The organism is Lentzea sp. NPDC036955, from assembly GCF_055608005.1.
In genome coordinates this window covers 135,979-153,711 of record NZ_JBVJRC010000013.1, presented here as the reverse complement: position 1 = coordinate 153,711, position 17,733 = coordinate 135,979, and the positions used below count along the sequence as shown (strand labels likewise).

The 17,733-nt window shown below is 71.8% G+C and carries 13 protein-coding genes; 5 read left to right on the top strand and 8 right to left on the bottom strand.

Going from position 1 to position 17,733, the window contains the following annotated elements:
* Window positions 1–161 precede the first annotated feature (161 nt).
* Entirely contained in the window at window positions 162–1,895 is a 1,734-nt protein-coding gene (locus ACZ7CF_RS37085; protein ID WP_470371978.1) for an ABC transporter ATP-binding protein, read from the top strand.
* A 13-nt stretch (window positions 1,896–1,908) separates the two neighbouring features.
* Here ACZ7CF_RS37085 and ACZ7CF_RS37080 read toward each other — a convergent pair whose 3' ends face one another.
* The 4 genes from ACZ7CF_RS37080 to ACZ7CF_RS37065 all read right to left on the bottom strand — a co-directional run bounded on the left by ACZ7CF_RS37080 (window position 1,909) and on the right by ACZ7CF_RS37065 (window position 6,234).
* Entirely contained in the window at window positions 1,909–3,012 is a 1,104-nt protein-coding gene (locus ACZ7CF_RS37080; RefSeq protein ID WP_360388457.1) for a sensor histidine kinase, read from the bottom strand.
* Complete coding sequence (locus ACZ7CF_RS37075; protein WP_360388454.1) at window positions 3,009–3,662, bottom strand: response regulator transcription factor; 654 nt, start codon at window positions 3,660–3,662, stop codon at window positions 3,009–3,011. The genes ACZ7CF_RS37080 and ACZ7CF_RS37075 overlap by 4 nt, the downstream gene beginning before the upstream one ends.
* 157 nt (window positions 3,663–3,819) lie before the next feature.
* Window positions 3,820–5,037 carry a heparan-alpha-glucosaminide N-acetyltransferase domain-containing protein gene (locus tag ACZ7CF_RS37070; protein WP_470371977.1) on the bottom strand — a complete coding sequence of 406 codons (1,218 nt, stop codon included), beginning with the start codon at window positions 5,035–5,037 and terminating at the stop codon, window positions 3,820–3,822.
* Between the two features lie 111 nt (window positions 5,038–5,148).
* Window positions 5,149–6,234 carry a sporulation protein gene (locus ACZ7CF_RS37065; protein ID WP_470371976.1) on the bottom strand — a complete coding sequence of 362 codons (1,086 nt, stop codon included), beginning with the start codon at window positions 6,232–6,234 and terminating at the stop codon, window positions 5,149–5,151.
* Window positions 6,235–6,425: 191 nt separating this feature from the next.
* Between ACZ7CF_RS37065 and ACZ7CF_RS37060 the strand changes: the two genes are divergently transcribed.
* The 4 genes from ACZ7CF_RS37060 to ACZ7CF_RS37045 all read left to right on the top strand — a co-directional run bounded on the left by ACZ7CF_RS37060 (window position 6,426) and on the right by ACZ7CF_RS37045 (window position 10,503).
* The gene (locus ACZ7CF_RS37060; protein WP_470372019.1) at window positions 6,426–7,409 is read left to right on the top strand and encodes a GlxA family transcriptional regulator; all 984 of its coding nucleotides are present in this window, start codon (window positions 6,426–6,428) and stop codon (window positions 7,407–7,409) included.
* Between the two features lie 97 nt (window positions 7,410–7,506).
* Window positions 7,507–8,133, top strand: coding sequence for a DJ-1/PfpI family protein (locus ACZ7CF_RS37055; protein ID WP_360388445.1), 627 nt, complete (start codon window positions 7,507–7,509; stop codon window positions 8,131–8,133).
* Window positions 8,134–8,278: 145 nt separating this feature from the next.
* Window positions 8,279–9,331 (top strand): aldo/keto reductase, encoded by a 1,053-nt coding sequence (locus ACZ7CF_RS37050; RefSeq protein ID WP_470371975.1) that lies wholly within the window; start codon window positions 8,279–8,281, stop codon window positions 9,329–9,331.
* The gene (locus tag ACZ7CF_RS37045; RefSeq protein ID WP_470371974.1) at window positions 9,328–10,503 is read left to right on the top strand and encodes a winged helix DNA-binding domain-containing protein; all 1,176 of its coding nucleotides are present in this window, start codon (window positions 9,328–9,330) and stop codon (window positions 10,501–10,503) included. The genes ACZ7CF_RS37050 and ACZ7CF_RS37045 overlap by 4 nt, the downstream gene beginning before the upstream one ends.
* A gap of 37 nt (window positions 10,504–10,540) precedes the next feature.
* Here the strand turns inward: ACZ7CF_RS37045 and ACZ7CF_RS37040 are convergent, their stop codons facing one another.
* The 4 genes from ACZ7CF_RS37040 to ACZ7CF_RS37025 are packed head-to-tail and all read right to left on the bottom strand — an operon-like array spanning window position 10,541 to window position 17,601.
* A complete protein-coding gene (locus ACZ7CF_RS37040; RefSeq protein ID WP_470371973.1) occupies window positions 10,541–11,755 on the bottom strand; it encodes a cytochrome P450 in 1,215 nt (404 codons plus the stop codon).
* Window positions 11,752–14,148, bottom strand: coding sequence for an SDR family NAD(P)-dependent oxidoreductase (locus ACZ7CF_RS37035; protein WP_470371972.1), 2,397 nt, complete (start codon window positions 14,146–14,148; stop codon window positions 11,752–11,754). Before ACZ7CF_RS37035 ends, ACZ7CF_RS37040 begins: the two co-directional genes overlap by 4 nt.
* Entirely contained in the window at window positions 14,145–16,388 is a 2,244-nt protein-coding gene (locus tag ACZ7CF_RS37030) for a beta-ketoacyl [acyl carrier protein] synthase domain-containing protein (protein ID WP_470371971.1), read from the bottom strand. Before ACZ7CF_RS37030 ends, ACZ7CF_RS37035 begins: the two co-directional genes overlap by 4 nt.
* 4 nt (window positions 16,389–16,392) lie before the next feature.
* On the bottom strand, window positions 16,393–17,601 hold the full coding sequence (locus ACZ7CF_RS37025) for an acyltransferase domain-containing protein (protein WP_360388428.1): 1,209 nt from the start codon (window positions 17,599–17,601) through the stop codon (window positions 16,393–16,395).
* Between the last annotated feature and the right edge of the window lie 132 nt (window positions 17,602–17,733).

Here is a 17,733-nt window from a genome sequence, read left to right as displayed (position 1 = left end):
CCCAGGTGACGGGCGTTGTCCAGCCATCTGACCGGTGCACCCAGCCGCGTCACCGGTGCCGCACGGTGCACCGGGGCGTGACGATGGTGGAGCCGGTCCGCGGTGGCGCTTCCGCCTGCCCGGACCACCCACACAGCCACAACAAACGGAGTCGTGTCACCGTGCGCACCCTGATCGACCGCACGACCTGGCGAACCCTCCTGGGGTATGCCGAACCACAGCGGCGCACCATCCTCTGTGGAGGGTTCCTCGTCCTGCTGAGCGGTCTCGCCGCCGCCGCGCTGCCGTTGGCGGCCAAAGCGCTGGTGGACCGGCTGGGCTCGGGGGAGGGGGTTGCCGGGCTGCTGGCGTTGCTCGTCGGCATCGCGCTGGCCGGTGCCGTGATCGCGATGGCCGGCGGTTACCTGCTCGAACGTGCCGCGGAGTCGGTCGTGCTCGGGGCCAGGAAACGGCTGGCCGCGCGGTTGCTGTCGTTGCGGGTGCCCGCGGTGCAGCGCGCCGAGCCCGGTGACCTGCTGTCCCGGTTCACCGGCGACACGACGTTGCTGCGCGAGGTCTGCACCCACGCTCTGGTCGGGCTCGTCACGGGGTCGGCGACGACCGTCGTGATGGTCGTGATGATGGGGGTGATGGACCTCGTCCTGCTCGGCATCACCCTGGCCGTGCTCGCCGTGGTGGGGCTGCTCGCCCTCGCCGGGATGCCGATGATCGAGAAGGCCTCCCACGCCGCTCAGAGCGCTGTCGGGGAGACGGGCGCGCGGCTGGAGCGCGTGCTCGGGGCTTTCCGGACCGTGAAGGCCGCGGGTACCGAGGCCGTGGAGCTCGCCGCCATCGAGCGGGGTGCGCAGGACGCGTGGCGTGCCGGTGTGCGGTCGGCGCGGTGGGAGGCGCTGGTGCACGGCTTCAACGGCCTTGCGGTGCAGGCGTCGTTCCTCGCCGTGCTCGGTGTCGGTGGTGCTCGCGTCGCGACCGGGGCGATCCCGCTGTCCACCCTGGTGGCCTTCCTGCTGTTCCTGTTCTTCCTCGAAGAGCCGATCGGGCAGCTGCTGCACGCCGGCAGCAAGCTGCAGATCGGACTCGCCGCGGTGCGCAGGCTGGGCGAGGTCGAGCAGCTGCAGACCGAACCGGTCGGCACGGGCACCACCGCCGCGGCACCGGGTGCGGCCCGCGTGAGCTTCTCCGGCGTGCGGTTCCGGTACGGCCCGGACCTGCCGGAGGTCCTGCGCGGCGTGGACGTCGAGGTTCCGCCGGTGGGCCTGACCGCGTTCGTCGGCCCGTCCGGTGCCGGGAAGTCCACGCTGTTCGCGTTGATCGAGAGGTTCTACGAGCCGGACTCCGGCCGCATCCGCCTCGACGGCCGCGACCTCGCGGACTGGGACCTCGCCGAGCTGCGCGCGGGCATCGGGTACGTCGAGCAGGACGCACCGCTGCTGTCCGGGTCGTTGCGCGAGAACATCGTCTACGGCCGCCAGGACGCGACCGAGCAGGAGATCCGCGACGTGGTCGCGCACACCCGCCTCGACGCGCTCGTCGAGCGGTTGCCGGACGGGCTCGACACCCCGGTCGGGCACCGCGGCACCTTCCTGTCCGGCGGTGAACGGCAACGGGTCGCGCTCGCTCGCGCGCTGATCACCCGGCCGCGGTTGCTGCTGCTCGACGAGATCACCTCGCAGCTCGACGCCGCGAACGAGATGGCGATCAGGGACGTGGTCACCGCCGTCGCGAAGACCACGACGGTGCTCGTGGTGGCGCACCGGCTGTCGACGGTGACCCAGGCCGACCGGATCGTCGTGCTGGACGGCGGAACGGTGCGGGCCACCGGCACCCACGACGAGCTGGTCGGTCAAGATCCGCTGTACGCGGAGTTCGCCACCACGCAGCTGCTCAGCGGCTGACCCGGCGGCAGGCTCAGCCGCGGGCGGTGACCGGCAGGCTCAGCCGCAGCCGGAAGCCGCCGTCGGCGGTGGGGCCGGTGTGGAGCGTGCCGTCCAGCAGGGCGGCGCGCTCCCGCAGCCCGACCAGGCCGTGCCGTGCGCTGGGCAGCGCGAGGTGCGGCCGCGTGGGCGGGGTGTTGGTGACGGTCACGGTGAGGTCGGTGTCGTCGTGGCTGATCTCGACGGTGGCACCGGCGCCGGGCGCGTGCTTGCGCACGTTGGTCAGCGCTTCCTGGATGGTGCGGTAGATGGCGCGCTGCACCGGCGGTTCGAGGCCCTCGGGTGCGGTGCCGACCATGCGGGCGTCGATCGCGCTGTTCGCGATGAGGCGCTCCAGGTCGGTCAGCGTGGGCTGCGGGGTGAGCTCGGTGGCCGGGGTACCGGAGGCCCGCAGCAGGTTCACCATGTGCCGCAGCTCGTCGAGCGTGTTCACCGACAGCAGGCGCACGTTCTCGGCGGCCTTCCTCGCCTCCGGGTCGGGGGTGCTGACCTGGAGCGCCCCGGCCTGCACCGCGATCAGGCTGACCTGGTGGGAGACCACGTCGTGCATCTCGCGGGCGAGCTGGTTGCGTTCGCGGGCCAGGATCGCCTCGGCGTCGAGCCGCCGCTCGTGCTCACGGGCTTCCTTGACCTCCTCCAGCCGCAGCGCCAGCTCGTGCCGGGACCGCAGGAACTGGCCGAGCAGGACCGGTGCGAACGCGGTCATCGTGGCGTAGATGACGCCGAGCAGGGTGTAGGTGTCCCAGATGGTCGGAGCGAACTCCGACATGGGGAACGCGAAACCGGCCGCGGCGAGCAGCCAGCACCCCGCGAGCAGCCACCAGTCGCGGTAGCGGCTCGAGACCACGTACAGCGCGATGATCGTGGGGACGATCGCTCCGGGGAAGAGCACCGCCGGCAGCGTCGCCAGGAAGGCGGGCACCGGGACGCGGTGGACGAGCAGGAGGGCGGCGACGGCGACCGCGATGGTGACGATCCCGCCCGGGTCCTCCTCGCTGACCATGGTGAGCACCCCCTCGGCCACCGCGAGTGCGAGCGCCGCCGCGTCGACCAGCCACCGGGGCGGGCGGCGGCTCACCGCTCGGTCCCGTCGAGCAGGCCGGCGCGCTGCGCCACCAGGGCCGCCTGCACCCTGCTGCCCACGCGCAGCTTCGTGAGGATGGCGCTGACGTGGTCCTTCACCGTGCCGACGCTGAGGTGGAGCTGCGCGCCGATGTCGGTGTTGGACAGCCCCTCGGCGATCAGCACGAGCACCGCGCGTTCGCGTTCGGTGAGCAGGCCGACCTGCTCGGAGGCCGGCGAGCCCGAACCGGAGCCCAGGTACCCGTCGACGACCGTGCGGGTCACCTTGGGGGACAGGACCACACCGCCGCAGGCGAGCGTGCGGACCATCTGGGCCAGCTGCTCGGGCCCGGTGTCCTTGAGCACGAACCCGGCCGCACCGGTCCGCAACGCCGTGGCGATGTACTCGTCGGAGTCGAACGTCGTGAGCATCGCCACCACCGGTGGCGGCTTGAGGCCCTGCAACTGGCGCAGGACCGTGAGGCCGTCGACGTCCGGCATCCGGATGTCGAGCAGCACGACGTCCGGCTTCCGCAGGCCGATCTCCCGCACCGCCTGCGCCCCGGTCGTGGTCGCGACCACCTCGATGTCCCCCGCCGCCTGCAGGATGAGGCGGAACCCCGTCCGCACCAGCTCCTCGTCGTCCACAACGACCACCCGGATCATGCACCGCTCCTTTGTGGATACTGTCCGTGCAGTGTCCCCAGGAGTCGTGCGAGCGCGCCATCCGGGGACCGGCCGGGCCCCTCCGCCGACCGGCGGGCGCGACCAGCCGGTCGGCGGAGGGGAGCCGGCGCAGGGGAGTCGGTTCGGGGGAGCCGGCTCAGCGGACGTGCTTCGCCAGTGTGGTGGCGAGGTGGAGCAGGTGCTCCAGCGGTCCCCTGCGGAAGAACCGCGACCAGACGCCGGCGAACACCGTGACGCCGACGACGAACACGAGCACCGGCACCCAGGACGCCGTGGACTCGGCGCCGGTGCTTCCCGATGCCCCGGCCGGTTGTGGCGACAGGACGAAGTGCCCGACGTAGGCGGTCAGCGACATCGTCCCGACCGCGATGACCGGCGTGGCCAGGCGGCGCAGCAGCGGCAGGCGGTCGAGCAGCACCGTCGCGCCGACGACCACGGTGATCGCGACTCCGACGCAGCCGATGACGTCGAGCGGCATGCCGCTGTGCGGACCTGCCGTGAGCAACGACCACGCCGACCCGACGGCGTCGGCGCCGAGGTCCTCCGGTCCCGCCTTCCCTGCGACAGAGGGACGCTGCACCTCCGCAGCCGACCGGACGCCGTCGAACAGCTGCGACATCAGCCAGGAGGTGCCGTAGGCGAACACGGCCAGGGCGGGACCGAACACGGCCAGCCGGCGCCGCACGGTGCCCGAGGACAGGTCCAGCCGGCCCAGCGCCATGCCGGAGACGACGAACGCCATCCAGGGGAGCGCCGGGTAGAAGCCGGTGAGCAGGAGGTCGAGCACCCCGACACCACCGACGCGGTCGAGCGGGTCGTGGGCCTTGAGCGCGGCCGAGACCGGGTCGCTCAGCAGCGACCGGAGCCCCAGCGCCAGCGGCGGCAGGACGACGGCGAGCGCGGCCGCGACGATCGCGAGCGTGCGGGCGCGCAACCGCACCAGCGGAAGGGCGAGCAGGAAGTAGAGACCGTAGAAGGCGAGGATCACCACGCCGCCGTAGACGGTGGCCATCACCGTGCCCAGCGCCAGCAGGACCACGGCCCTGATCGCGATGCGGGCCTTGGCCTGCCGTCCGGCCACACCGGTCCTGGGTTCCAGGCGACCGGCGAGCAGCACCAGCGAGAACCCGGCCAGGGTGGCGAACAGCGCCGAGGACCGGCCCTCTGCCAGGTGGCGCACCCAGATACCGATGCCGGACGTGGCGTCTGCGGCCGGGCCGAGGTGCACGACGTACATGCCGAAGACGGCCAGTGCGCGGGCCAGGTCCACCCCGACCAGCCGTGCCGTCGAGGGTGTGACCGGTGTGCCGGGCTGGTGGGCGGTGGAGATGTCCTGTGGTGGCAGCTGTTTCACACAGCCACCTTTTCGGTGCGGCCCGGTGGCGGACCACCTGTCAGGTCGCGGTGCGCACCCCGCCGGTCGGCCGGAACCGCCCGGCCGACCGGAACCGTCCGCAGTGGACGGTCATCCCTCGTCGTCGCCGCCGAAGAACTCCTCGGCCATGCCGCTCAACGCCATGCCGCCGAGCACACCGCCCGCGGCACCGGCCGCACCGGCGGCGAGCATGCCGCCCATGCCGGCTCCGCGCCGCTGGTCCTGCTGGTGGTAGTGGTGGTCGTCGTCGTGACCACGGCCGCGGTAGCCCTGCTGCCCGCCGTACCCGGTCGGGGGGCCGAAGGCGGGGTGGTGCCCGGGTTGCCCGCTGAACGCGGGGTTCTGCGCACCACCGAAGGCGGGGTTCTGGGCGCCACCACCGAACGCCGGGTTCGCCCCGCGCTCGGCGACCTGCGCCAACCAGCCGCTGATCGCGGCCACCCAGTCGGTGACCAGCGCTTCCTGGTGGGAGACCCGCAGGTGCCCGGAGGTGTCGCCGGCGATCGAGAACCCGCCCCGCCGCCGGTCGGCTTCGAGCACCACGTGCAGCTCGTGCGCGGTGGCGACGAAGGTCAGCTCGACCTGGCTCACCCGGCCCGCGAACCGCCCCGGCGGGAAGAACTCCAGCTCCTGGTAGAAGCCGAGCTCGTGCGGCACACCGGGCAGCCGCCCGTTCTCCACACCCGCACCGCGGAACGAGAACCCGAGCTGCCCGAACGCGTCCAGCACCTTGTTCTGCGACGGCAGCGGACCGACCAGGACCGGGTCGAGATCACCCTTGTCGGGCGCACCCGCGACGACGAGCTCGGTCCGCAGTCCCACCCCCATCCCGGGCAGCGCCGCACCGCCGACCGCGGTGATCGGCGTCTCCCACGGCAGCTCCAGCTGGAACGGCACCGCCACCAGCTGCCCCGCGGGCACCCGCACACCCTGCTGCACCACCGCCCGGAAGAACTCCGCGCCACCGTGCTCGTCGTCGCGGGCGAAGGCGAACCCACCCCGCTCGACCTGCGCCACCAGCGACAGCACGACCTGGCCGATGTCGGCGTCGGCACTGCCGCCCTGGATGCGCACCTGCCCGGTGACGGGCTGACCGGGCACGGCGTGCGGCGAGTCCAGCACGGTGTCGACGGACGGGCCACCGATGCCGAAGGCGCTCAGCATCCGATTGAACATGAGAAGCTCTCCTCCTGGGACGAACGGATCGAACCTGTTGCCGTGTCCCAGCTTCGTGAGCCCGTCGGACCGTGCACAGCTGCCGGACGTCCGGAACACCCCGCTACCCGGCTGGACCTGACCCCGCCGATCGGCGGGGTGGGCCACGTCCCGCCGAGGCTGAACCTGTCCTCGGTAGCCTCGGCGGTGTGATGGACGATCGTCGCGGCGTTGCCCCAACACGCACCCACTCGGTGCTCGTCGTCCTGTTCGACGGCGTGCAACCCCTTGACGTCGCGGGTCCTCTGGACGTGTTCTCGTTGGCAGCGCGTTGCGTCGGAACAGCGGACACCCCGCCCTACGTCGTTCGCACGGCCTCACTGGGCGGCGGAACGATCCGCGCGGCCGGCGGCCTGCGGGTGGTCCCGGACCTCGACCTCGCCGCTGCCGACACCCCGGACCTGCTCCTGGTGCCGGGCGGTCCCGGCGTGGGGGACGTCGACGAGCGGCTCGTCGCGTGGCTGCGTGAGCGGGCTCCCGGTTCGCGACGAGTGGTGTCGGTGTGCACGGGGGCGTGGCTCCTGGCCGAGGCCGGTCTCCTGGACGGGAGACGGGCCACGACGCACTGGGAGTCTTGCGGTCACCTCGCCGACAAGCACCCGCGGGTGCGGGTGGAGACCGAACCGATCTTCGTCCAGGACGGCCCGTTCTACACGTCGGCCGGTGTCACCGCGGGTGTGGACCTCGCCATCGCCCTGGTCGAGGAGGACTTCGGCCGCGCGGTGGCCCACGAGATCGCCCGTCTGCTGGTGGTGTTCCTGCGCAGGCCGGGGAACCAGGCCCAGTTCAGCGCGCAGCTGTCGGCCCAGGCCGCGTACTCCGACCCGCTTCGGGACGTCCAGCACTGGGCCACCGCGAACCTCGCGGCGGACCTGTCCGTTCCGGCGCTCGCGGGCAGGGCCGGGCTGTCGCCACGTCAGTTCGCTCGCGCGTTCGCCGAGCAGGCCGGCGTGACACCGGGCCGCTTCGTGGACCTCATCCGGCTGGAGGCCGCGCAACGCATGCTGGCGGACACCGGGGAAGGGGTGCTGCGGATCGCGCGCCGGTGCGGGTACGGGACGCAGGAAGGGATGCGCCGCGCGTTCCTGCGCGAGCTCGGTGTGTCGCCCACGGAGTACCGGCGCAGCCGGGCCTGATCCGGGACGGATGGCAGATTCGTTGGGGTGCACGACATGGGCACGGCGACCGACCGGACCTACCGTTGCCCACAACGTCTGACTGAAGGGTCCCGACATGCAGGTCGCCATCGTTCTCTACCCCGGCTTCACCTCCTTGGACGTCCTCGGGCCCTATGAGGTCCTTGGCCGCCTTCCCGACACCGAGGTCGTCTTCGTGGCCGAGAAGCCGGGCCTGGTGGTCAACGACCTGAAGAGCCTGTCGATCGACGTCGTCGCCACCCTGGCCGATGTCACGGCACCCGACGTCGTTCTCGTCGGCGGAGGCCCGGGCCAGGTGGAGCAGATGTCCAACCACGCCTTGCTGGAGTGGCTGCGCACGACCGACCGGACGAGCAGGTGGACGACGGCCGTCTGCACCGGCACCTTCCTGCTCGCGGGTGCCGGACTGCTCGGCGGACGCAGGGCAACCACCCACTGGGGCGGGCTCGACCAGCTCGCCGAGTTCGGTGTGACTCCTTCGAAGGAGCGGGTGGTCGTCGACGGTCACTACGCGACCGCGGCCGGCGTGTCCGCCGGCATCGACATGGCGTTGACCCTGGCCGGTCTGATCGCGGGCGACGACGTGGCGCAGACGGTGCAGCTCATCATCGAGTACGCGCCGGAGCCGCCCTACGACGCGGGTTCGGTGGACTCCGCTCCCGCGGCCGTGGTCGAGAACGCGATGCGGATGATGTCGAGCTGAGCCCACCTCCGGCGGATCACCGCCGGTGACATGCCGGTGGGCACGAGTAGAGGACGAACGCTGACCGGTACTTGCGACACAGTGCCCTTGTCATCGGAAGCGTCCGGGGACGAAGTCCACTCGCAGTCAACGCAGGAGAACAGTCATGCGAACCCGTCCGCTCGGCCGCACCGGCATCCAGGTCAGTCCCTACGCGCTGGGCACGATGCTGCTCAACTCGTACGGCAACCCGGACCAGGACGAGTGCGTCCGCATCGTGCACCGCGCCCTTGACGCCGGCATCAACGTCGTCGACACCGCCGACGTCTACGGCCCCGACGGGGAGTCGGAGACGATCCTCGGGAAGGCCCTGCGCGGCCGCCGCGACGAGGTCGTGCTGGCCACCAAGTTCAACGGCGCCATGGGCACCGACCCCAACCAGCGCGGCAGCTCCCGCCGCTGGATCGTCTCCGCCGTCGAAGGATCGCTGCGCCGCCTCGGGGTCGACCACATCGACCTCCACCAGGTCCACCACCCCGAACCCGGCACCGACGTCGAGGAGACGCTCGCCGCGCTGACCGACCTGCTGCGAGCGGGCAAGGTCCGCGCCATCGGGCACTCCAACCTGCCCGCCGCGGAGATCGTCGAGGCCCAGTGGGTGGCCGAGCGGCGCGGGCTGGCCCGCTTCCGCTCGGAGCAGCCGCACTACTCGATCCTCAACCGCGGGATCGAACGCGAGGTGCTCCCGGTGTGCGAGCGCTACGGACTGGGCGTCGTGGTGTGGAGCCCGCTGGCGATGGGCCTGCTCGGAGGCCGTCTGCGCAAGGGCAGCGCCGAGACCGCCTCGGCCGGCCGCCTGCACTGGGCCGGGAAGCACCTGACCGACGAACGCAAGCTCGACGCCGTCGAAGCACTCGCACAGGTCGCGGAGGAGGCCGGGGTGTCGTTGCCCCACCTCGCACTGGCCTTCGTGACCGCCCACCCCGCGGTCACGTCCGCGATCATCGGCCCGCGCACCCTGGACCAGCTCGACGACCTGATCGCGGGAGCCGACACCCTGCTCGGCGACGACGTGCTCGACCGCATCGACGAGATCGTGCCGCCGGGCACGGATGTGGGGCCCATGGACGTCGCCCACGTCACCCCGCCAGTCGCTCACCCTCATCTCCGCCGTCGTCCTGTTGCCACCCGCGCCGCACGGCAACGGTCTCCGCAGTGAAGGTCGACGTCGGACAACGCCGGGCTCGTCTCGGTGTCCGGCACCACCTGGCCACGGCCGCGACCACAGTCCAAGAGGTCATCGAGGGCGTCGTCGCGCTGCACGCCACCGACCCCGCGACGGTGTACCTCTCAGCGGCCGCACGGCTCATGCGCCCGGCCGTTGCGGAGGTCGAGCACGCGCTGTACCAGGAGCGCACCTGCTTGCGGCTGCTCGGGATGCGCCGCACGATGTTCGTGACAGACCTCGACACCGCGGCTCTGGTGCAGCACGGTTGTTCCGCCGACGTCGCGACGAAGCAACGGCGGCTGCTGGAGAGAGAACTCGGGCAGCAGGGACACCCGGAGAACGTGCCGGAACCGGCGACGTGGCTGACCGAGGTCGAAACCGCCGTCGAGGCCGCTCTGCACAGGCTCGGGTCGGCGACAGCGACGCAACTGGCCGATGAAGAGCCACGGCTGCGCCAGCAACTGCGGATGTTCGAGGGCAAGCCGTACGAGGCGATCGGCAACGTCACCAGCCGGGTGTTGTTCCAGCTGGCGGCGGACGGCCGGATCGTCCGCGGCCGTCCACGCGGCACGTGGCTGAGCACGCAGTACGTCTGGCACCCCTTGCGGGACTGGGTTCCGGACGGCCTGCGGTCGTGGGAGCCCGACGCGGCGCGGACGGAGCTGGCACGGTTGTGGTTGCGCGCGTACGGTCCGGCGCCGGTGTCGGACCTGCGGTGGTGGACGGGCTGGACGGTCAGCCAGACCAGGAGCGCCCTGGCCGGGGTGGCGACGGCGGAGGTCGATCTGGCGGGCGTGCCGGGGCTGGTGCTGGCCGACGACCTGGAACCGGTGCCCGTGCCGGAGCCGTGGGCGGCGTTGCTGCCGAGCATGGACCCGACGTCGATGGGCTGGCAGGACCGCGACTGGTTCCTGGGTGAGCACCGGGCGGCGCTGTTCGACCGCGCGGGCAACATCGGCCCGACGGTCTGGGTGAACGGCCGCGTCGTGGGCGGCTGGGCGCAGCGCGCGAGCGGCGAGGTCGTGCACCGGCTGCTGGAAGACGTGTCGTCGGACGAACGGGAGCTGGTGGAGGAGGCAGCCGGCCGCTGTGCGACCTGGCTGGGCGGGGTCCGGGTGACACCGCGGATGCGCACTCCGCTGGAGCGCGAGCTGGCGGCATGACCGCCGAGGACGTCTCGGCGGGGATCGGCTGCACGGCTCACCGCCGGGTGACGTCGACGACGAGCCGGGTGTGTCGACGGACCACGGCGCGCGCCTGGCGCTGAGGCTGCTCGGCCTCCCTGATCGCGTCCACCCGCAGCGCCAGCTGCCGGAACGCGACCTCAGCGGTCACGAGCCCCAACTCGGCTCCAGCGCACCGGTGCGCGCCCAGCCCGAACGACAGGACGTCGCGTGGCCCGGTGTCCGGCGTGAGGAACCGGTCCGCCACGAACGAGTCCGGATCGCCGAACCTGCCGGGATCCCGGCCGAGCGCACCGAAGCACACGAGCACCACGCTGTCGCGGGCGATGGGGACACCGGCCAGTTCGGTGTCCTGCGCCGCGACCCTGACGCCGTACTGGACAGGAGGGTCGTACCGCAGTGCCTCCAGGACGAACGACCTCAGCAGTGCGTCGTCGTCGCGCAGACCCGGCAACAGGTCGTTGTGCGCCGCGAGCTGACGCAGGCCGCTGCCGAGCAGCGACGCGGTGGTCGCGGTGCCCGCGCCGAGCAGGAACACCAGGTTGCTGACGAGGTCCCGCTCGTCGATCTGGCTGTGCTCCCTGAGCGAACGGACGAGCGGAGCTTCGCTTCCCCGCTTCGCCAGGACCGTGTTCGTGATGTGGTCGACGAGGTGTGACGATGCCTCTTCGGCGGCTGCGAGCGCCTTGTCCGGCGGGTGCATCTCGTTGCGTTCCAGGAACCTGTCGAGCCAGCCGGCCACTCGTTCGCCGTCGTGCCGCGGCAGACCGAGCAGTTCGCCCATCACGGAGTCGGGAATGGTCGTGAACGACCGGGTGGCGTCCACCAGGCCGTCGCCCTCGCCGAACGGCGCTGTGCCGGCGCCGGCGTGCCGCGTGATCATCGGGCGCATCCGCTCGACCTGGTCGGGGGCGAAGAAGCGCGCGATGAGGCGGCGGGCGGGTTGGTTGTCGGGTGCGTTGCGGAAGAGCAGGCTGCGGTAGAGCAGATCGGTCGACGGGACCGTGTACCAGGTGGGCCACAGCCGGTCGGCGTAGTGGCGGTCGGGTACGGGGAAGAGCTTTGGGTTCACCAGGACGTCCGCGCACTCCCGGTAGCCGGTGACGAGCAGGCGCTGAGGGGTGATCGGCAGCACCGGCCAGTGTTCGACCAGCTCGCGGTAGTGGCGGTAGGGCGCGGTCCGCCCCTCGGGGGACAGCAGCCGCAGCAGCACGTCGTGAGGACTGGTCACGGCATGCCGTCCCGTCCGCTCAGCACGAGTCCGGACAGTGTCACGAGTGGACTGCCGTCGGCCGTGCCGGCGATGCCGTCGGCGACACCGTCCACATGCGTCACGTGCAGGTGGATGCCGTTCTTCGCCTGTGCTGCCAACGCGAGGTCGTTGTGCCCGGTGTGCAGCCTCAGCTCGGCGATCGAGTGGGGCGTCGCGTACCGGTGCGGGGTGTCGATGGCGCAGGCGGTCTGCAACAGGGCGTCGACGAGCAGCCACGGTGTCCGGTGCGAGGCGAAGAACTCGCCATCTGCGAGTGGGGGTTCCCAGCGAGCCGAGGTCGTGCCGGTCGTGAACCTGAGGTCGCGAACCTGGTCGAACAGGCCCGACATGGACATCGTCGCCGGCGCGCGCCGGACGCTGAGCTGACGGGGCCGGGCAGGCGTGACGGTGCTGTCGGTGGTGCCGCCGACCGGAACCAGAACCTCGACGTGGTGGACACGGCGGCTGCGGTGTCCGGCCCTGAGGTGCGATCGGACGGTGACGCGCACGACGCCGGCATCCGGACCCGCCGGCGTGAACGACGCGGCCAGGGTGTACTCCGCAACCTGGGGGTCGACGGCGATGGGAGCCTCGAAGCGGACGTCCAGGAACCTGTCCACGACAGCGCCGCCGGTGAGGTGGCCGGTGACGGCGGCCGCGAGCTCCAGCACGAGCGCACCCGGCACGAGCGCGCGCGACTGCCGCACGTGGCCCCGCAGGTGGTCGTGCCGCGAGAGGTCAAGTCGCCAGACGGTGTCGTCCCGGTCGGTGTGGGACGGGTTGCCCACGTAGGGGAGTCCGGCACCGTCGCCCACGAGGCCGGGGAACCGCGATCCCACCAGCCGCCACTCCGCTTCGCCCAGCAGGACCGGTGCCGCGTGCCGCCCGAGGTGGTTCGCCGGCACCAGCGTGGTGAAGATCCGCTGTCCCTCGGCGTCGCTGATCAGGCCGAGCTGCCCGGTCTTCGCCGTGTAGTCGGTGAAACCGCTTCGTGGCCCCAGCCCGGACTCACCCCACAGGCTCCAGCCGATCGCGCACTCGGCGCCCGAGCTGCGGCCGGACTCGTACCGGGCGGCCGCGTTGAGCACGTCGTTGGCCGGTCCGTAGTCGATCTCGCCGGGCAGGCCGAACGCACCGGCGACGGAGCTGAAGTGGCACCACGCGAGCGGCACGGGGTCGCGGAACGCCGCCCTGAGGTTGTGGTAGCCCATGACCTTGGTGTCACGCACCCGCCGGAACGTCGAGAGGTCCTTGGCCCTCAGCCTGCGGGCGCCGCTGATCCCCGCGCCGTTCAGCACCAGGTCGATGCGGGGCGTCGTCGCGGTGATCACCGCCGCCGCGCGCCGGACCGCGGCGGGGTCCGTCACGTCGCACCCCAGGTAGTGCACCCGGTCTGCCCCGATCCGGTCGCGCAGGGCGGCGATGGTCGCACGCGCCTCCCGCGACCTGCGGCAACGGTCGTAGGTCGCCCGCAGGCCACCGATGTGGGCATCTGGGTCCTCGTGGTGCCTCCTGCGCACGTAGTCGGCGCTGCTCAGGTCACCGATCTCCGCGGACTCGGCAGCCATGGTGTCCGGTTCGGTGCTGCCGAGCAGCCACAGCACCGACGGCGGAGGGTTCATCGCCTCCAAGCACCGTGCGGTGATGCCACGTGCGCCGCCCACCGCGACCACGACGGGGCCGGTGACGGCTGGGTCCTCGACGGCAGGTGACGGCTCTTCGAGCGGGAGAAGTCGTTCCTCCCACCTGACCGCCGGGGCCGACCCGGTCCGGTAGTAGGCGACGGGCAGGCCTCTGCCGCACCCGGACTCCGCGCGAAGCCGTGCCAACGCGGCAGCGAGGCCGACGTCGTCGGTGACCACGGCGAGCACGTGCGCCGCCGGCAGCTCCCACGCGACCGACTTCGCCATCCCGGTCAGCAGCGCGCAGTGCGGATGTGGTGTTCCGCCGTCGAAACGGTCGAGCACGAGGAGCGCGACCGACGAGTTCTCGTGAGCCGGGTCGGCACGCTGTTTCAACGCGACGAAGGTCGCCTCCTGCAGGGCGAGAAGACCCGGACGTGGCGCGTCGGGCCACGCGGCACCGCGCAGGGACGTGATCACGCACAGCTGGTCGCTGACCGTTCCCGCCGAGGTGACGAGGTTCGTCACCGCCTCCTCGTCCCAGGTGGCCGCGGCGTCCGGCACGAGCACGACCGTCACCTCGTGCGCCGCGATGGCGCGCACCTGGCCCGCGATCTCCGCGTCGTCGGTGAGCACCAGCGCTCCGGCGGGCAGCGGATCGCGTTCGGGGAAGCGGGCCACAGCGGGACGTGGCACCAAGCGGAGGTCGTACGGCCGCACAGTCGTCTCCACCGCGTCCGTGGCCGTCATGGCAGCGGTGGGAGCACGTGGACGGTCGGGCCGGACTCCGCGGAGAACCGTTGGGGCAGGGTGTCCCGCACGACGCTCCGGATGACGTCGAGCACCCCGTCCGCGGCGAGGTAGCTGGTGCTTCGGCGTGGCGGTGCCGCCGCGGGTGCGGGCGTCAGTTCGGTTCGCACGCGTGCGAGCACCTGCCAGCCACGGGCGGCAGCGGTTTCGGGACGGGCGAGCGCCACCGCGAACGCACCCTCGGCGCTCTCCCCGCCCTCGCTGACGACCGAGCCGGTGCTGCCGAAGGCATCGGTGTTCCACGCCATCACCAGCGCGAGATCGATGTCGCCCCGGCGCAGGTAGCAGCCCGCGGTGTGCACGGCGGCGAGCCCTGACGCCGCTCCGGCGTCGACCATCATCGTCGGCCCGCGCAGGTTCCTCCGGTTGCTGATCCACCCGAGTGCGATGGACGACATGCGTCCCACCAGGCTGTACGGGCCGATGGCTCGGCTGCGGTCGTGGAGCTCTCGCAGGTACTGCTCCGCAGCCGCCTTCTCCTCGCCGTCCAACGTCGCCGCAAGCCCGTCACCCAGGCACCGCACGGTGGACTCGACAGCCGATCTGCTGACGCCGTACCGGGCGCCGAAGACACCCGTGCGTTCCTCAAGTCCCTGCCACCACGGTGTGTCGTCCCCCGATCCGGCCAGCCGGCCCGCCAGTTCGGCCGCGAGCAGCTGACTCATGTCCAGCTGAGCCGCGACCTTGGGCACGATCAACGAGCTCGCGAACGGAGGAAGCGGGTACGGGGCCTCGAACCGGGTCGTGTCGGCGGGATCGTCGCCTCGGGACAGCCGGTGCGCGACCGACTCGTCCTCCGGCTTGCCCGGCAGCAACGCGCTCCACCGCACCAGCACCAGCTCGTCGCAGGACGCGGGCGGAGCGGACCGCACGGCACGGGTCCGCGTGCCGGGCGGGCAGAGCAGCTGATGTCCGTTGATGCCACCGAGTCCACAGGCGAAGACCCCGACGAACGACCGTTCCTCCGCCGCCAGCGGCACCGGTGCCGACGGCACCCGGACGGAAAGGGAGCGGGCGTACTCCGGCAGCGACGCGTGGTTGGGCTGCCGGGGCACCGTCGACCGGTGCAGGCCGATCGCGGCCTGGATCAGCGAGACGATCCCGCAGGCCATGCCGGTGTGGCCGAGCATCGCCTTGTTCCCCGTGACCCACGGCGTGCCACCGGCGTGGGCGGCGGCGATGGAGCGCAACTCCGTCGCGTCCCCTGCCAGGGTCGCGGTCCCGTGCCCGATGATCCACGAGACCTCGGCGCCGACGACGCCGTTGACATCTCTGGCCCGCGTCATCGCACGGGTCTGGCCCTCCTGGCTCGGTGCGAAGATCGCTTTGCTCTTGCCGTCGCACGCGGCGCCGAACCCGGCGAGCACCGCGAGCACCGTGTCGCCGTCCCGCAGGGCATCGCTCATCCGCTTGAGCGCGACGACGCCGGCGCCTTCGGAGAACACCGTGCCGTCCGCCGCCGCGTCGAAGGCGCGCAGCTGTCCCGTGCGCGACAGCGTGCCCATCTCGCCGAAGTACACCTGGCGCAACGGTCCGTGTGAGCTCACGCCACCGCAGAACGCGACGTCCACCTCGCCGTCCAGCAGGTGCCTGACGCCGAGGTCCACCGAGTACAGCGCCGACGGGCAGATGTTGTCGGAGACGAGCACGTGCGTGTCTGGAGGGAGCAGTCCCTTCGCGGCGCGGACGGCCTGGTGGTGGGGGAGGAACTCGGTGTGTCCGCGGTGCGCGCAGGGGTCCGCTTGCGCGAGCTTCCGCCTGATCGCGTCGCGCCGGTCTCCCGGCAGCCGTGCCGCGGTCTGGGCGGCGAGGGCGTCCGCGGCGAGCGCGAGGTCCATCTCGTAGCTCGTGTCCGTGGACGAGGCGAGGAACAGACCGGTGCGGCCGGTCGGACCGGGCGACGTGGTCGTGACGCATTGATGCAGCGCACGACGCAGCCAGGACACCTGGAGGTCGCCGGCGTCGTCCCCCGGCGCCGTCGGAACCTCGCCGAACCGGAGTTCGTACGGCTCACCCGTGTCGCTGTGGGTCAACCGCGCCAACGATTCGAGCCCGCGGAACCGGGCGGAGGGCCCGAACACGAGGGGGCCGTCCTGCGCGCGCCTCCACAACTCCTCGACGTCGTCGCAACCCGGCGTCACGACACCGGCGGCGACGACGCAGACCTGGTCGGCGTGCATCGGATCAAGCCGTTTCCCGCGCCGCACCGGCGTCTTTCAGCAGCTGGGCCACCGTGCGGACGGTGATGGTCGCGGGCGACTCGACCTGACCGAGCTCGACCGACCACCGCTGCTGGGCCTTGACCAGCACGAGGTGGTGCTGGAGGGAGTCCAGGCCGAACTCGGCTTCGAGGTCGACGTCCGGGGTGACCATGTCCTCCGGGATCTCGAGCGCGGCAGCGTAGCTTTCGCGCAGGTAGGTGGTCACCACGTCGTCTGAGCTGGTCATGGCTGACTCCCTGGGGCTGGTGAGAAGAGTGGTCAACTGTCGGACATCGGTCTCGGTCACGCGTTTCCTGAACGGCGCCCACACCCGCGCCCTGCTGCCGAGGGTCTCGGAGACGAGCCGGGTCAGCGTGTCCTTCAGGCCGCATTCCACGAACTCCGCCACCCCCTCCGAGCTCAGCTCCGTGACGGCGTGGCAGAAGTCCAGCGGCCGCACCATCTGGAGCGCGGCGAGCAGGACCAGGTCGTCGTCGGCTCCCACCGCGCGCCCGAGCACAGGTGACCACACAGCCGTTTTCAGGGGCGCTGACCGGATTCCACGTACGGACTCCAGGTACCGTTCGAACGCGGGGCCGAGCGTGACGTGGTGCTGGGCGTAGGGGCCCGCGCGCAGTGCGGTCACCGTGGTGCCCTGCGCACGGGCGTGGTGCGCCAGCCGCTCGACCTCTTCCGCCGGGCCGGAGAGGATCACCTGCGTCGGGCTGTTCACCGCGGCGACCACGACGCTCCTGGCACCTGCCACGACCGCTGCCGCTTGGCAGGACGACAGCATGAACGCCGCGGTGGCGGCATCGGCGTTTGCGTGTGCCTGCAACGCTTTGGCGCGTTCGCACAACAGGCGGGCGCCGTCCTCGACGGTGATGCCCTCCGCGGCGACCATCGCGGTGATCTCACCGAGGCTGTGTCCGAGCAGGACGTCCGGGCGAAGCCCGAACTCCTCCAGGAGCACCCGGTGACAGCTCAGTTGTGCGTGGTAGGTCTGCATCTCGCTCAACGGGCTCCACGCCGTGGGCTCGGGCTCGCTCAAGACGGACGGCCACCCGAGGTCAGCCGTCACGGCGTCGATCCGGCTCGCGAGCTCGGCCGCGTGCCGTCGACCTGCTGCGTAGTGGGCGAACGGATCAGTGAAGAGCGATCCGAGGCCGGGAAAGACGAATGCGGTCTTCATGGAATCCCGTCATGTCGAACCTCTGCGCTGCTGTGCGGATCGAAGCTGACCTGTCCCGCTGGACGGTATGGCATCAGGACTTCGCCTTCCACGAGCCGTCCCATTCGATGGAACGACCCGTTCCGGCGTGCC

Bases quoted from the DNA above. Each gene is read 5' to 3' on its own strand.
- ACZ7CF_RS37060 (WP_470372019.1), top strand. From the start codon at position 6,426: ATGGACGATCGTCGCGGCGTTGCCCCAACACGCACCCACTCGGTGCTC.
- ACZ7CF_RS37035 (WP_470371972.1), bottom strand. From the start codon at position 14,148: ATGACGGCCACGGACGCGGTGGAGACGACTGTGCGGCCGTACGACCTC.
- ACZ7CF_RS37030 (WP_470371971.1), bottom strand. From the start codon at position 16,388: ATGCACGCCGACCAGGTCTGCGTCGTCGCCGCCGGTGTCGTGACGCCG.
- ACZ7CF_RS37065 (WP_470371976.1), bottom strand. From the start codon at position 6,234: ATGTTCAATCGGATGCTGAGCGCCTTCGGCATCGGTGGCCCGTCCGTC.
- ACZ7CF_RS37025 (WP_360388428.1), bottom strand. From the start codon at position 17,601: ATGAAGACCGCATTCGTCTTTCCCGGCCTCGGATCGCTCTTCACTGAT.
- ACZ7CF_RS37075 (WP_360388454.1), bottom strand. From the start codon at position 3,662: ATGATCCGGGTGGTCGTTGTGGACGACGAGGAGCTGGTGCGGACGGGG.
- ACZ7CF_RS37050 (WP_470371975.1), top strand. From the start codon at position 8,279: ATGCGAACCCGTCCGCTCGGCCGCACCGGCATCCAGGTCAGTCCCTAC.
- ACZ7CF_RS37055 (WP_360388445.1), top strand. From the start codon at position 7,507: ATGCAGGTCGCCATCGTTCTCTACCCCGGCTTCACCTCCTTGGACGTC.